Source organism: Bdellovibrionales bacterium (assembly GCA_016714165.1).
GTDB lineage: Bacteria > Bdellovibrionota > Bdellovibrionia > Bdellovibrionales > UBA1609 > JADJVA01.
Genome location: JADJNU010000001.1, coordinates 569214 through 584352 on the forward strand (window position 1 = coordinate 569214; position 15139 = coordinate 584352).

15 protein-coding genes are annotated in these 15139 nt (G+C 46.1%); 11 read left to right on the top strand and 4 right to left on the bottom strand.

Annotation, left to right across the window (positions count from 1 at the left end; genetic code table 11):
• Positions 1-101: 101 nt before the first annotated feature.
• From IPJ71_02540 to IPJ71_02550, 3 genes are all read left to right on the top strand, one after another.
• Entirely contained in the window at positions 102-1364 is a 1263-nt protein-coding gene (locus IPJ71_02540) for a dicarboxylate/amino acid:cation symporter (GenBank protein MBK7842563.1), read from the top strand.
• Between the two features lie 385 nt (positions 1365-1749).
• Positions 1750-2175 (top strand): hypothetical protein, encoded by a 426-nt coding sequence (locus IPJ71_02545; GenBank protein ID MBK7842564.1) that lies wholly within the window; start codon positions 1750-1752, stop codon positions 2173-2175.
• A 3-nt stretch (positions 2176-2178) separates the two neighbouring features.
• Positions 2179-2778, top strand: a complete 600-nt coding sequence (locus IPJ71_02550; protein MBK7842565.1) for a hypothetical protein — start codon at positions 2179-2181, stop codon at positions 2776-2778.
• 10 nt (positions 2779-2788) lie between these two features.
• Here the strand turns inward: IPJ71_02550 and IPJ71_02555 are convergent, their stop codons facing one another.
• Genes IPJ71_02555 through IPJ71_02565 form a run of 3 tightly spaced genes read right to left on the bottom strand, consistent with a single transcriptional unit; the run spans position 2789 to position 5349 of the window.
• A complete protein-coding gene (locus tag IPJ71_02555) occupies positions 2789-3445 on the bottom strand; it encodes a 3-oxoacid CoA-transferase subunit B (protein ID MBK7842566.1) in 657 nt (218 codons plus the stop codon).
• 27 nt (positions 3446-3472) lie between these two features.
• Positions 3473-4174, bottom strand: a complete 702-nt coding sequence (locus IPJ71_02560; protein MBK7842567.1) for a CoA transferase subunit A — start codon at positions 4172-4174, stop codon at positions 3473-3475.
• Positions 4171-5349: a thiolase family protein gene (locus tag IPJ71_02565; GenBank protein MBK7842568.1), complete on the bottom strand. Its 1179-nt coding sequence runs from the start codon at positions 5347-5349 to the stop codon at positions 4171-4173. Before IPJ71_02565 ends, IPJ71_02560 begins: the two co-directional genes overlap by 4 nt.
• 196 nt (positions 5350-5545) lie before the next feature.
• Between IPJ71_02565 and IPJ71_02570 the strand changes: the two genes are divergently transcribed.
• Both IPJ71_02570 and IPJ71_02575 read left to right on the top strand, forming a co-directional pair.
• On the top strand, positions 5546-6604 hold the full coding sequence (locus IPJ71_02570) for a DUF4097 family beta strand repeat protein (protein MBK7842569.1): 1059 nt from the start codon (positions 5546-5548) through the stop codon (positions 6602-6604).
• 59 nt (positions 6605-6663) lie between these two features.
• Positions 6664-7455, top strand: coding sequence for a hypothetical protein (locus IPJ71_02575; protein ID MBK7842570.1), 792 nt, complete (start codon positions 6664-6666; stop codon positions 7453-7455).
• Between the two features lie 26 nt (positions 7456-7481).
• Here the strand turns inward: IPJ71_02575 and IPJ71_02580 are convergent, their stop codons facing one another.
• On the bottom strand, positions 7482-8075 hold the full coding sequence (locus tag IPJ71_02580) for a hypothetical protein (GenBank protein ID MBK7842571.1): 594 nt from the start codon (positions 8073-8075) through the stop codon (positions 7482-7484).
• Positions 8076-8293: 218 nt separating this feature from the next.
• Between IPJ71_02580 and miaB the strand changes: the two genes are divergently transcribed.
• The 6 genes from miaB (at position 8294) to guaA (ending at position 15136) form a co-directional block, all read left to right on the top strand.
• The gene (miaB, locus tag IPJ71_02585; protein MBK7842572.1) at positions 8294-9562 is read left to right on the top strand and encodes a tRNA (N6-isopentenyl adenosine(37)-C2)-methylthiotransferase MiaB; all 1269 of its coding nucleotides are present in this window, start codon (positions 8294-8296) and stop codon (positions 9560-9562) included.
• Positions 9559-9990: a bifunctional nuclease family protein gene (locus IPJ71_02590; GenBank protein MBK7842573.1), complete on the top strand. Its 432-nt coding sequence runs from the start codon at positions 9559-9561 to the stop codon at positions 9988-9990. The genes miaB and IPJ71_02590 overlap by 4 nt, the downstream gene beginning before the upstream one ends.
• A 91-nt stretch (positions 9991-10081) precedes the next feature.
• Positions 10082-10615 (top strand): gamma carbonic anhydrase family protein, encoded by a 534-nt coding sequence (locus IPJ71_02595; GenBank protein ID MBK7842574.1) that lies wholly within the window; start codon positions 10082-10084, stop codon positions 10613-10615.
• Complete coding sequence (gene guaB, locus IPJ71_02600) at positions 10608-12068, top strand: IMP dehydrogenase (GenBank protein MBK7842575.1); 1461 nt, start codon at positions 10608-10610, stop codon at positions 12066-12068. Before IPJ71_02595 ends, guaB begins: the two co-directional genes overlap by 8 nt.
• Positions 12069-12070: 2 nt before the next feature.
• The gene (locus tag IPJ71_02605; protein MBK7842576.1) at positions 12071-13525 is read left to right on the top strand and encodes a hypothetical protein; all 1455 of its coding nucleotides are present in this window, start codon (positions 12071-12073) and stop codon (positions 13523-13525) included.
• Positions 13526-13612: 87 nt separating this feature from the next.
• Positions 13613-15136, top strand: a complete 1524-nt coding sequence (guaA, locus tag IPJ71_02610; protein MBK7842577.1) for a glutamine-hydrolyzing GMP synthase — start codon at positions 13613-13615, stop codon at positions 15134-15136.
• The last annotated feature ends 3 nt before the right edge of the window (positions 15137-15139 follow it).

Below are 15139 nucleotides of genomic sequence, written 5' to 3' on the forward strand. Positions count from 1 at the left end.
TGCTTGGTTGACCCTACTCAAAGGGAAATGATAGTTCTGCTTTGAAAATTGCGAGTTCGTCTTCCTGATATATTAAATCACCTAATAAGGAGCACCTGATAATGAAAGGTTACCATTGGATGTTTTTGTCTCTCGTTGTTGGTGGTCTTGCCGGATGGGGCGCGAATCTCATCAGTGTTGATACGCAGTCAGTAGAGGCTCTTAATTTTGTTGTAACCAATTTCTTAACTCCTATAGGCCAGTTGTTTTTGCGTTTGATGTTCATGGTCGTTGTCCCGATGGTTCTCTCTGCTCTCATTTTGGGTGTCTATGAATTAAGTGCAACGGAGGGAGTGAAAAAAATTCTGGGACGGACAGTTGGATGGACGATTGTGCTGAGCTCAATCAGTGTTCTCATCGGAATAGGATTGATCAATTGGATCGAACCAGGCAAGGGCTTCGATTTTTCGGCGGCTCTGTCTGGCTCCGACGTTTCCAAGATCAGAGAGATTCATTCTAACGCCAGTCATGCGAAGCCTATCGCCCAAGTCATTGTCGAGTTGATTCCAAAAAACCCATTGGAGGCGGCTGTTCGCGCAATGGAGGGTGAAATGCTCTCTCTTATGATATTCAGCGTGATTTTTGGTCTGGCCCTGGGTGCAGTTGCAAAAGCGAGGGGGAATCTAGAGCCGGTGATGGTTCCATTTCTGAGAGATATGTTCGACGTATCGATACGAATCGTACAAAGCGTGATGAAAATGGCACCACTCGCAGTATTTGTGTTGGTTTTTTCCTCAGCGGCAAAGATGGGGCCTGATATTTTTAAGGCCCTTTTCTCCTACGTTGCTGTCGTGCTGCTTGGCTTGGTGTTTCACATGGTGGTTGTTTATGGCCTTGCCCTCAAACTTTTTGCAGGTCGATCTCCAACTAAATTTTTTCGTAATATTAGCGAAGTCTTACTCACTTCATTTTCGACGGCTTCCAGCAATGCCACTCTTCCTTATTCTCTCGATACGGCCGAATTTAAGTTAGGCCTTCCTCCCAGGATTTCGCGTTTTGTGCTGACTGTTGGGGCCACTGCAAATCAAAATGGCACGGCCCTGTTCGAAGGCGTCACCGTCCTTTTTTTAGCTCAAGTCTATGGTGTCGACCTGACAGGCCTTCAACAACTTCAGGTTGTCTTGATGTCAATTCTGGCCGGAATAGGCACTGCTGGTGTACCAGGTGGCAGTTTGCCTTTGATTGTCATTCTCCTCCAAACTGTTGGCATACCCGCAGAGGGCATTGGCATTATCTTAGGGATAGATAGAGTGCTCGACATGTGTCGGACGGCAGTGAATGTCTCTGGCGATCTCGTTATTGCAACTTTGGTTTCGAAAGAGTAGAAATGGCTCTCTAAAAAATTAATTCTATTCTGCCAGCGCTAGATTGAAGATGTTGGGACTTTTGATTTCGATTTCGATGATGTACATTAATTCGACGGTCGTAGCTTATTTGCGTACTTCCGAGTTAATTAACAACCTCTCTTGACTGAAAAATGGAACTTATGTCGTCAGGCGACAATGGCAGCGTGAAAAATTGCTCCGATGTCGATTAGGGAAGGTCTGGGTTATCGTGAAGAGTTGGATAGTCATATTGCTAGCATCTGTTTGTATTTCTGTTGCGGCATCAGAGCCTCCTGAAGACCCTGTGGATAAAAGTTGTAGGAACCGAATAAGATTAGTAGTAGTAAAGGGTAAGCCTGACAAGCCTCTCCATGAGGATCTAGGCATGCCAGGCCTTCGTTCATCCCTCAAACGAACTCCCTCTCCTAAATTTAGCCTTAAAAAAGCAGAGAGGTCTTTTTTTAATGCGGAAGATGCTGTCTTTGAAAAGCATCTTAGTGGAGATCCATATGTGGCCAAAGAGTGGAAGGCAGTCTTTTACACTCCGGACAGGATGGCACTGGATGCCCTAGATATTATCCACACATCTCCTTACGGTAATGATTCTGTGCTCGCCGCTCCACATGTCCTGCGCTACTTGCAGATGAAGATGAGCGTTTGGAACTCGCTGAGGGAAAATGGGAGCAACCCAACATTTTTGTTAAGGCTTGGGAGAAAGGGGGAGCCAGATCTCGTGGATCGGATGATTCACCTCTATCAACTCAGAATGAATCATATTCTTGAAGGCAACTGGGCACCCAACGAGCTGTGAGATGTGCTTCCAACGAGCATCAGCCTTGCCGCATCGAGTATTCCATTGGATTGGGTGCTTGCAAAAGATGCGGTGGGGGCTCCATTCTCGGACTTTGCCAGGACGCAGGTTGCCGAAAAGCTCATACCTCTGGCCAATGAATTTCTCTTTTCTTTCCTTCCTGATGCTCTCGAACGTGACCCGAGGAATACCTTGTTGGTTAGATTTTCTGTTATGTCTAAAATCAGGGATTATATAAATCGCGAGCTGGCGCACATGAAAAGGACCATTGGTTTTGAAATTCCAAATATGATCTTTTTATACCCAGAGGAAGTCCCAACGACCCGGTGGAATAATGAACTCAAGGCGTTCAACGAGCTCATCTGGCTTGTTCGTGAATTCTATTATGTCACAGATCTCCCGTTTGATGATGTCCTGGCAATTTTTCAACAAGCAAGTTTCGCAGATGATCCAGAAATTAAAGAGCTCATACAGTCAGTACTGAGAAATTATCGTGACGAAGGCTTTCTCAAAAAGGAGGACTTTCTCAAAATAATAGAATTGCAAAAGGACAAAAGGCTACCTCCCTTCTATGAAGGTGGATCTTGGCATCATGTTGGATAAATGGCGCTCTTCAACCAAAAGTCATGACTTTTAGGTCCGAGGCGATTTGTAGTGGGGCCGCAGTGGCCCTGATGATGTCATCAACTTCAAAGCCTGGAGCAATCTCGCGCAAGAGAAAGCCAGTCGGGTTGACATCCACGACGGCCATGTCAGTTACAATTCGGTGAATGCAATGAATACCCGTCAGAGGAAGCGTGCACTCTTTAAGCAGCTTGGACTCCCCTGATTTGTCGACATGTTGCATAGCCACAATGACTCTCTTGGCACTGGCAACGAGGTCCATGGCTCCACCCATGCCCTTCACCATTTTTCCTGGGACCATCCAGTTGGCGATATTTCCATTCTGATCAACTTGCATAGCGCCCAAAACGGTCAAATCGATATGGCCACCGCGAATCATGGCGAAGCTGTCCGCAGAGGAAAAAAAACTGGATCCAGGTACCGTGGTGATCGTTTGCTTCCCAGCATTGATAAGATCCGGGTCCACTTCATCGTTGTGAGGAAAGGGTCCAATACCCAGTAATCCATTTTCGCTCTGTAACATAAGGGTTTTTGCTGGAGAAATAAAATTGGCAACGAGAGTGGGTATCCCAATACCGAGGTTAACTGTAAACCCGTCTTCGACCTCTTGAGCAATTCTCTGAGCAATTTGATTACGATCTAATATTTTTGCCACCGATAGTTCTCCTCTGGTCTAGTTGCGCACGGTCAGGTTTTCAATACGTTTCTGGTAATTTGTTCCTTGAAAGATTCGTTGAACATAAACTCCAGGAGTATGGATGTTGTCGGGATCAAGACTTCCAATTTCGACCAGTTCCTCGACCTCAGCAATTGTGATCTTTCCAGCTGTTGCAACCATGGGATTGAAGTTGCGGGCCGTTTTCCGAAAAATAAGATTGCCAAATTTGTCGCCTTTCCATGCTTTCACAAATGCAAAATCACCTCGGATCCATTTTTCCAGAATGTATCGTCGTCCCTCGAACTCTCTCTCCTCTTTTCCAGTTGCGACAAGGGTTCCCACTCCTGCTGGAGTGTAAAAAGCGGGAATTCCAGCCCCTCCCGAGCGCAGGCGCTCGGCCAAAGTGCCCTGAGGGATCAGTTCGACCTCTAATTCCTGATTGAGGAATTGACGTTCGAACATCTCATTTTCGCCGACATAACTGGAAATCATTTTCTTAATTTGCCTGGTCTTGAGAAGTAGGCCCAAGCCAAAATCATCAACCCCTGCGTTGTTTGATACGCAGGTCAGATTCTTTACTCCTGAATTTCTGAGAGCCAGAATGCAATTTTCGGGAATTCCGCAAAGACCGAATCCTCCAAAAAGGAAAAACATGCCGTCCTTCACTCCGTGGATGGCTTCCTCAGCGTTTGCGTAGACCTTATCGGTTCTTCTCATATTCTCTCCACCAACACAGAAACGGCTTCGCCTCCGCCAATGCAGAGACTGGCAATTCCAAAACTTTGATTCTGTTTTTTTAGAGCGTGCACGAGAGTTGTAAAAATCCTTGCTCCGCTGGCTCCGATCGGGTGGCCGAGGGCGACCGCTCCTCCATTGACATTGACTTTTTGGCGATTCAACCCGAGCTCTTTCATCGCCACCAGAGTGACAACACTGAAGGCCTCATTGATTTCCCACAGGCCGATATCCTGGGCTTTCAATCCCGCCAAATGGAGGGACTTTTTCATTGCTCCGACTGGAGCTGTCGTAAACCATTTGGGCTCCTGGGCAAAGCTTGCGTGATTGATGATTCTTGCTATAGGCTTGAGCTGATGTTTTTTAACAGCTGTTTCAGACGCCAAGACAACGGCTGCTCCACCATCGTTAATTTTACTTGCATTAGCAGCCGTGATAGTTCCCTGCTTTTCAAAAACAGAACGCAATCCCGGCATTTTATCGAATCTTGCGTTTGGGGGCTCTTCATCTTTCTCGACAATCACCGTTTCCTTTTTGCCTTCAATCTTCACGGGAACAATTTCATCATTGAAAGTCCCAGACTTTTGAGCTCGTTGCGCCCATTCATAGGATTCAATTGCAAACTTATCTTGCTCCTCTCGAGAGATCTTATGTTCTCTCGCGCACAATTCTGCGGCCTGTCCCATATGCCACTGATGGTAAGGATCCCAAAGACCATCTTGAAGAAGTGAATCCAATGTCTGAACGTGGCCCAGTCGGTATCCATTGCGGGAATCCATCAAAAGGTGGGGAGCTAAACTCATGTTTTCCTGTCCGCCAGCAATGACGATTTCGCTCTGTCCAAGACGAATGGAATCCATTCCCAGCATGATAGCTTTGAGTCCTGATCCGCACACTTTATTTATCGTTAGGCATGGAGTGGAAGGGGAGAGGCCTGCAGACAGTGCGGCCTGCCGCGCTGGAGCTTGACCCGTTCCCGCAGTGAGAACGTGGCCCATGATGCATTCATCGATAAACTCTGATTTCAGAGCGGCTTTTTCCAAAGCCGATTTGATGGCTGCGGCTCCAAGTTGTGGTGCAGGAAGGGAGCTGAGAGTGCCTTGGAAGGCACCAATTGGAGTTCTCTGAGCACTGACGACATATACTGCTTGAGACACGGGGACCTCCAGTTTGTAAAAGAAAAAAACGACTTCGGACGGGTTCGGGTCGATCTGATTTTGGGAAATCACAAGATATCTTGTCAATCCTATGGGTTCGCGCTTCAACTTAAAACTCACTGTGTCATCAAAGGGAACAGGTGCTAATTGGTCAGTCCTTGGCTATCATCACAGGCAGGTGAAAAGGAGCAACTTTGTGAAGTGGACACGCGGGTCGCTGAACTTATCAATGGGAATTCTCTTGGTACTGGTTGGTGGATTGGAGACTCCGCAGGCTCATTCGGCTGTTATCGATTACAAACCATTGGTCATTGAAGTGAAGCCAAACGACAGATTGGTGGTACTGGGATTTGAAGGAACCATCAAGGTCGAAGGAAAGGCTTCCGGTTCCCGAGAGCTGAGCATACGTGTGAAACAAGAAAATCCAACAAAAATGAGTTCAGAGGCGAAGTCTGTTTTGGACGAATGGAATTTCAGTTTGCAGCGCAAGGGGGATATCATCGAGGCGGCCATTCACTCACCCCAAAGCAAGTCGGACTGGGTGAAACTACTGATGGGTGGGGTTCCTCAGTTTTATCTTGAGATCGCGGCGCCTCCTGTTCCACTCGAAATTTCCTGGAGGAAGGGCCAAATCGCCATCGAGAGATGGAACGCTCCCGTATCAGCCCACCTCCTGAAGGGCAGTTTACGACTGCACGGAGGCAAGGGTGAGGCGACCCTCAGAAATAGCAGTGGGGAACTTTCGGTTGTCGGAAGAGAGGGGAATGTCGTTGTTGATTGCTTTAATTCAAAAGTTCAACTTGCTAATATTAAAGGAAAAATCGATCTAGAAAATTTTACTGGAGAAACTCACGTCGGAGATTCAGAGGGGGGACTTCATTTGGTCACGACTGCTGGTCAGGCCAAAATAGAGACTCTCAAAGGTCGTCTGGATTTTCAAAATCTTCGGGCCAATCTGATGATCGACAAGCTCAGCGGTGAGCTTCGAGGTCAAAGCGGAGGAGGCTCTGTTACCGCAAATGTCATTGGAGATGCTGACGTGAGGATTCAGTCGAAGGAGGGCAATGTCAATCTCACTCTTCCGAATTCTGGAGCCACTGTTAATGTGGCGACCGCCGAGGGTCAATTGGTGTTGCCAGCATTTTTGGCCGTCACTCGATCACCGAGCCTGAAATCCTCAAAAGGTAAACTTCGCGGGGAGGTTGCTGGCTCAGTTTTTGTTCGGACCACTGAGGGCAATATTAGGATCAAGTAGGGGGTTGAAAAACTTTTACCACTTGACGCCCGTATAAAAATAACTCAACTATTATCCCCATGGCTAAAAAGAAGAAAAAGGTTGTTAAAACCAAAAAAAAAACAGCGGTATCCCCAAAAAAGACTGTCGTAAAAAAAGCTTCGACTAAAAAGGTTCCGGCAAAAAAAGTCGCTAAACCTAAGATAAAACTGAGGTCTAAAGCAGGATCGACACAAAGAGTCACGGTCAAATTAAAGGATCATAAAGATCGAACTCCAAAGGCAAAGGCCGACGATAGGTTAGTGGCTCACGAGGATGTTGCCTCCAAGGAAAAGAAAGCAGAAAAGAAGCCTAAAAAGCTCAAAGTTGAGACGGAGAGAGACAAAGAGGTCTCTCCAGCAGTCACCAAGAAGGAGGCCCCTACTGTGCTGGCGTCCTCGGAGGATCTCGGAGACTCTGATGATGCCGGTGATCATGAGGTTGAATCGAGGCCGCCTGAGGAGATTGTTCTCACTGATGCTGAGGGCCGAAGATATTGCCGACGCAGGGACTGCGACCAGCTTGCAATTGTTGAGAGTTATTGCCGATACCACTACCTGCTTTTTTGGAAGAAGATTCAGCAACGCAAGAAGATTCTTTGTGATGGCAAACTCATTCATTATATTGAAGAACTGACATCGCGTTATCCAGATAAATATCTCGAAATGATTCGTCGTGACTTGAGGACTGAAAAGGATTTCATGGCTGCGATTCAGGAGCTTGAAATTGATGAGTCAGGCGGGGAAGACGGTGAGTTTGATGAGGATAGCAGTATCCTCGAGGAAGTCCGTGGAGCCTCTGACACTCATTCACGAGAAGATGACGATTTCTAGTCTCGATATGATTTTCAGATAAGGATCTAACTTTGTCTTTGTCCTTTTTTTGCCGTTTTCTTGGTGGCCTTTGTGGGCGGCTTTTTTTCTGGAAAGTCTTCGTCCTCAAGGCCGAGCATAGAGATTTTTAGGTCCAACTCTTCTTCAGTTAGGTCCTCGTCAATGTCGTCTCCGCGCATGAGATTATCTTCAGCTTGGATTCCTAACAATTGATCGGCCTGCGACTCCAAGGCTGTGTTGGTGGATGAGAACTGCAGGTATATGGACCGTCCAGAAAAATCAAATTTCTCCCAGGACCGTGGGAATTCCGCATTTTGCTCGGTAAAAAAGGACTCCATCATAGAGGCGGCACAGTCGACAGCGATATGGATCATTTTTATCATATTGTCTTTATTTCGATCATATTCGACAGATATTTCAAAGTTAGCCTGACGTAATTCGTTCTTGGCTCGATAGCCGAGCCTGAGAAGGACTTCTTTCAAGTAAATCCGACCTTCAACTACAACAGTACCTCCGTCTATGTAACTACTGAAATTTTCAGAGAAAAGTTCATTTATTTGTTGAGCAAGTTCGGCCGGAATAGGAGTCCATTTTGAAGAATATTTTAAACGTGGCTGCACTGGTGTTCCCCTTAGCGATAGATTTGACCTTTTATAAGTCGACGTTTATAAACTTGTCTATACTTCTCAGAATTTAGGCATTTAGCCTGAGGATATCACGAGTTTTTGCAGGAATCTCTTACCCGTTGAGGCGCCGATTGAAAAATCTGGACTTGGGTCAAAATTTAGATGGAGGGGGGCAAGGCCTCGGAGTTTACATCTCAACCTATGGATGTCAAATGAACGCCAATGACACGGAGAGGATGTATTCATTGCTGGAAATGGCCAATTACACGCCGGTTGGAACCCCTGACCAGGCGTCCTTGATCATTATTAATTCTTGCAGTGTGAGAGAAAAGCCAGTTCACAAAGTTCATTCTGAGGTTGGACGCTACAAGAAATTCAAACAGAAAAATCCTCAGGTTAAGATTGGAATCGCCGGATGCGTGGCTCAGCAGGAGAAGGAGCGTATCATGGTGGATATCCCCATGGTGGATTTTGTTATTGGAACTGATTCGATTGACCACTTGCCGAAGATCGTTTCCGACCTTCACCAGCAGAACAAGCTTGTGGCGGCTCGTTTTGACTACGAAAATCCCTACTATATCGAGACTTTGGTTCGAGCTCCTGGGGTGTCGACTTTTGTTAATATCATGAAAGGTTGCGATAACTTTTGCACCTTTTGTGTTGTCCCTTTCACAAGAGGGAGAGAGCGCAGCCGTCCGATGGCTGATATTCAAGGAGATATCGAGAAATTGATTCTGCGAGGAGTGAAAGAAGTCACGCTCTTGGGTCAGAACGTGAATTCTTACAAGAGCGAGTGCGGAGCGAATTTTGCGGAACTATTGAGAGTTCTTGCAAGCGATACGAATATCGAGAGAATTCGCTTTGTGACAAGTCATCCCAAGGATTTTGATCTCAATCTCGTTGAACTTATGGAAAGACACCGGGACAAAATATGCGAATATATTCACCTTCCGGTTCAGGCTGGAAATTCAAGAATCCTTGAGCGCATGAATCGTGGATATACTCGTGAGGAGTATATCGAAAAGGCGCACATGATTTTAAGGGCGATGCCTGGTTCTGTCCTTTCCACTGACATCATCGTGGGCTTCCCGGGAGAAACAGAGGAGCAGTTTCAGGAAACTCTTTCCTTGCTTGAGGAAGTCCCCTTTGAGAGTATTTTTGCTTTCAAATACAGTCCGCGACCGTTTACGAAAGCGGCTCGTTTTACAGACCAAGTCTCGAACGAAATCCAGAGCGAGAGGCTCGACCGATTGTTTGCAAAACACAAAGAGATCGCATTTGATTTGGTAAAGAAGTATGAGGGCGAGACCTTGCGAGTTTTGGTTGAGAACTATGATCAGAGTTCTGGGCGTTGTGCAGGACGTTCAACACAAAATAAATTGGTGCATTTCAATGGCCGCGAAGACCTGACGGGACAAACTGTATCCGTTTATATAAAAGAAGCTTTTCCTCAGACTCTGCGCGGGGAGCTAAAATTATGAGTGAGAAGTTTGAAGTTGATTTGCATTCTGATCAGGAGCTGGTCGAAGTCTTTCCCTTTGGCGTCACTCTGGCCGCAGACGAGGTGCGGCCCATCATGTTGTTTAGAGATGCGGACGAAAAGTTAACTCTGCCGGTATGGTTAAGTCCCCTCGATGCTGGGATTAGTTTGTCTCAAGAGTTTCAAAAAACTGTACCTGCAACACCTCATCGGTTGACACACAAGTTGCTGAATGAGTTGGGAGTGAATCTGGACCGATGTCTTTTTGTCGAAATCAAGGGTCACGTTCAAATTGTTGAATTAAAATTTAAAGGAGACGAGAGACTTCAGGGTCTTCGTCATAGGGCTGATGAATGCATTTCATTTTGTCTTTTTCAAAAGCAAAATTTTTTGTGCCACGTTGGTTTGTTCAGCAAAGTCGGGAGTTAAAGACGAATATTGATAATCTTCAGCAGGGGTTAAATTTGGAGCCAGGTATTAGCCGCAATCAACACCCCTATATGATGTAGGAGATTTTGATATGGTCATGCTTTCTGTTCGTGGGTTCACGCCTCAAGTTGGTGAAGGCACTTATCTGGCTCCGAACTCCACTTTAGTTGGTGATGTGGTTTTAGGTAAAGAATGTTCCGTTTGGTTTAATGCTGTGATCCGTGGTGATGTCATGCCTATTCGCATAGGAGATCAATCCAATATTCAGGACGGATCTGTGATTCATGGAACCTTTAATAAGTTTGGAACTACAATCGGTCGTAGAGTGACTGTTGGTCATGCCGTGATCCTTCATGGGTGTGAAGTGGGAGATGAAGTTTTGATCGGAATGGGTTCCATTATTATGGATAAGGCAAAGATCCCTTCTCGGTGTATTGTCGCGGCTGGATCCTTGGTGACAGAAGGAGCTTCATTTGATGAGGGTTCCCTCATATTGGGTCGTCCGGCAAAAGTGGTGAGGCCCCTCAGTATTGAAGAACTCGCTTTTTTAAAAAAGTCCGCCAATAACTATCTGGAGTATATGAAATGGTTCGAGAAAAGCGAAAAAGGAGAGCATCATGTCTGATTTGATTCCCCAGGCATTCACCTACGATGATGTTTTGTTGTTGCCTCAATATTCGGAAGTGACCCCTTCAGAAATCAATACGAGCAGTTTTTTTGCTCGGAATGTTTTTCTTAAAGTTCCGGTTATTGCAGCGGCAATGGACACTGTGACAGAACACAAGACAGCTCGAGTGATGGCCCAAATTGGGGGGCTTGGTATTCTTCATAAAAATATGTCGATTGCAAATCAGGCTCTTGAAGTTGAAAGAGTGAAAAAATATGAAAGTGGAATGATCTTGGATCCTATCACAATGCACCCTGAGAATCGAGTTTCAGATGCCATGAAGTTGATGCAAAGATATTCGATATCTGGCGTACCTATCACGGTGGATGGGAAGCTGGTTGGAATCTTGACAAATCGTGACCTGCGGTTTGAAACAAATCTTGATCAACCAATTTCGAATATTATGACCAAGGAAAGTCTTGTAACGGCAGAAGTCGGAACAACTTTGGAGCAGGCAAAGGTGATACTTCACCGCCACCGCATTGAAAAACTACCGGTCGTGGACAATCAAGGAAAGTTGAGAGGCCTGATTACCATTAAAGATATTGAGAAGGCGCAGACGTTTCCGCAAGCCACAAAAGATGATCATGGTCGTTTGCTTGTTGGGGCGGCCGTCGGAGTCGATTCAACGAGTCGTGAGCGAGTTGCTGCTTTGGTGCACGCGGGATGTGATGTAATTACGGTGGATACAGCTCATGGACATTCATTAAATGTAATGAAAATGGTCGATTTTGTTTCGAAGGAATTTCCTAATGTCATTTTAGTGGCTGGTAACGTCGTGACGGCAGAAGGGACAACAGATTTGCTTAAGCGAGGCGTTGATGTTGTAAAGGTGGGAGTTGGGCCTGGCAGTATTTGTACGACTCGTGTTGTGAGCGGCGTTGGTATGCCCCAAATTTCGGCAATATTTGAGTGTGCTAAGGCGGCGAAAAAGCTGGGTCGGACGATCATCGCTGACGGTGGGATTAAATTTTCAGGAGATGTCACCAAGGCGCTGGCAATGGGTGCCTCGACCGTTATGGTGGGCAATATGTTGGCGGGTGCGGATGAAAGTCCTGGTGAGACAATATTGTACCAGGGCCGTACCTACAAAGTTTATCGAGGCATGGGCAGTCTTGGTGCCATGAAAGACGGATCTAAAGATCGCTACTTCCAAGAAGATGTCAATGACATGTCAAAGCTCGTTCCGGAGGGAATCGAAGGGAAGGTGCCCTATCGGGGCAGCTTGAGTGGAATTATTCATCAGCTCATAGGTGGCTTAAGGTCGGGAATGGGTTATCTTGGCGCTCAAACAATTGATGAGCTTCAAAAAAGAGCGAAATTTGTGCGAGTGTCCCCGCAAGGGCTTCGTGAGTCTCATGTACACGATGTGAGTATTACGAAAGAAGCACCTAACTATCGGTTAGATTAGTCGTGCCCAGGGGACAAGGATTCTTTCTATTTGTTTTGCTTTCCAGTTTTTGGTTTTTTGGTTGTGCGAGTTTAACTCAGAAGAGTCGCAGTCAGGTGGTTGTGGTGAAGTCTCAGCCTCTTGGGGCTGAGGTTCGTTATCAAGGGAAGAGGGTAGGGATGACTCCGCTTCTTCTCGCTTTGCCCAGAGGCCGTGGTCTTGAGCTTGAAGTTCTTCAATCGGAACACAACAAGAAAACTTTGATATTGCCAACTCAGTACAGGTGGGGTCGAAGTTTTGCCGGAAATTTGGTTTTGTTCACATTGGCTCCATTTGGTTGGGGTTTCGACTTGCTGACAGGATCAGCTTGGGATTTCGTCGATCCCATTGAAATCAACTGGGACAAGAACATTGGGAGCGATGATCGACTCTCAATTGATCGGATCGCGATTGCTCCACCACAAAGCCCAGATGAATTTTTGAGCGATCAAGTCGGATTGACGATTGTGTCGGATGTGAGAAAACGGTACCCAAACGCCGAAGTCTTGCAATACGGAGAAACCCTTGAAACTTTTTTGGCCTGGGAATATGACTTTGATTCTAAACCCAGTTGGTCCTATCGCACTCAACTTTTCAAGGAATTGGGCGTGAGCCATCTCGTGGAGTCAGAGGTTCTTTCAGGCCGCTCAACTCAAGCTGAGGTCAGGTCTCAGCTGACGCCATTTACAAACGAGGCTCATCAAGAGACCTTTGCTTTGAGCTTCGATTCTGAACAAATATCTTCCTATGCGGACAGGAGTTTGTCGGAAAAAATGGGCTCGTTTGTAAGACTCATACCAAACACAATTTCAGTTGAATTTGCTTCGGTGACTCCTTCATTTAAAGCGAACGGTTCAGAGTTTGTTGGTGTTAGCCAGTATGATTCCGGGGTCTGGGGAGATATCTTTCGTTATTTGGGAGCATTGAATCTTTCTCACTTGGAAAAACAGAGTCAAAGAAAGTTTGGACAGGCTCAGCTTAAGTTTGTTCCCTCGGCGTATGCGAGTTGGAGTCGAATTAGCTATCCAGGGACCCCAATTTTTCAAGGGATTGAATTTAATAGGTTGCATTTTGCCGGTGGGTTTGGGCCTCAGATCGGATGGAAATCATCCTACGGATATGCCTATTTTCAGATGATTCCTGCACTTGGATACACTGGCATTTCGTGGGAGAAGTCGGGACAGGTCTCTCAAGATGGTCGTGGAAGTCTCAGCATAAATAGCGAGTTTGGCTACTCTTATTTTTTTTCGGATCGATTTGTTGGGAAGTTCTTCGTCCGTCGAGTCACGGAAGATATTGAGCTGTGGCAGAAATCAATGGCCCTCGCTTCGGATGTTTCGCCTTTGAAGCTAGATGATGTAGGCTATTCTTATGGTGGAGTTTCTTTTGGGTATCATTTTACAGTCCCAAGATTCTTAATAGATTCGATTTTGGATTAGTCTGGACCCAGGGGATTCTATTGGTTAAGGTAATGAACTCTTTGAATCTTTGTTTGTGTTTCAACTAGAAAGGCAGGGCGTTTGCGGATGGAAGGTGGATTTCTTATTCTTGATTTTGGTTCACAGTACACTCAATTGATTGCGCGTCGCCTGCGCGAGCTGAATGTGTTTTCGGAACTTCTTCCTTACGATATGGCTACAGAAGAAATCAGACAGCGAAAACCGAAAGGGATCATATTGAGTGGGGGACCTTCCTCAGTCAATGAAGAGGGCGCGCCTGAGCGAGCAATCAAAGAACTAGCCGAAATAGCTCCAGTTCTGGGTATTTGCTACGGTATGCAGCTGATTGCCCAGCAATACGGCGGTCAGGTTGAAAGTGCCGAAAGACGAGAATATGGACTTAACGTGGTCAAATGGAAGAAGCTGATCGCGAAAGTTCCCAAAGAACAAAACGTCTGGATGAGTCACGGGGATATTGTGAACAAAGTCCCCCTCGGTTTTGAAACCGTGGCCTCCAGTGCCTTTGATTATCCAGCAGCGATTGTCAGCCCACGTATCTGGGGTTTTCAGTTTCACCCTGAGGTGAGTCACACTGAACATGGGATGGAGCTGCTTAAGGCCTTTGTATTTGATCACTGCGGGGCTCAGCGTGATTGGACGGCTCCCTCTATTGCTCAACGTCTGATTGAGAACCTAAAGACAAGAATTCCAGATGGTGAACATGTGCTGTGTGCAATGAGTGGAGGAGTTGATTCCACCGTCGTTGGAACGCTCTTAACGAGGGCTCTCGGTGCTGATCGGGTTCATTGTGTCTTTGTAGACAATGGATTATTGCGAAAGGGCGAATATGATCAGGTCTTGCAGACATACAAGACAATTGGGCTAAATGTTGTCGGAGTAGACAGTTCGGCTTTGTTTTTGGATAAGCTCAAAGGAGTCTTCGATCCAGAAAAGAAACGAAAAATTATTGGTCACACATTTATTGATGTTTTTAAAAAATCAATTTCGGAAATCGGTCCTATCGACTGGTTAGCTCAGGGGACCCTTTACCCCGACGTCATTGAAAGTATTTCGCTCCGAGGCACGAGCGTGACCATTAAATCTCACCATAACGTCGGTGGTTTACCCAAGGACTTGAATCTCAAGTTAGTCGAACCTCTTCGTGAGCTTTTTAAAGATGAAGTGCGGTCTATTGGCTTAGAGTTAGGGATACCTCGTGATGTCCTATGGAGACATCCATTTCCAGGGCCAGGGTTGGCCATTCGGGTGCTTGATGAAGTGACTGAAAGCAATTTGAGCATTTTAAAAGATGTAGATGCGATTTACGTAGATGAATTAAAGGCCAAAGGTCTCTATGATAAAATTTGGCAAGCTTTCTGCGTTCTTTTGCCAGTAAAATCAGTGGGAGTTCAAGGGGATTCTCGAACCTATGAGAGAGTGGTGGCAATTCGGGCTGTCACTTCAACTGATGGGATGACAGCCGACTGGTACTCCTTTCCAACCGAGTTTTTGCGTCAATTATCCAACAGAATTACCAATGAGGTCAGAGGAGTCAATCGTGTTGTCTATGACGTGACATCAAAGCCGCCAGGAACGATTGAGTGGGAATAAGGA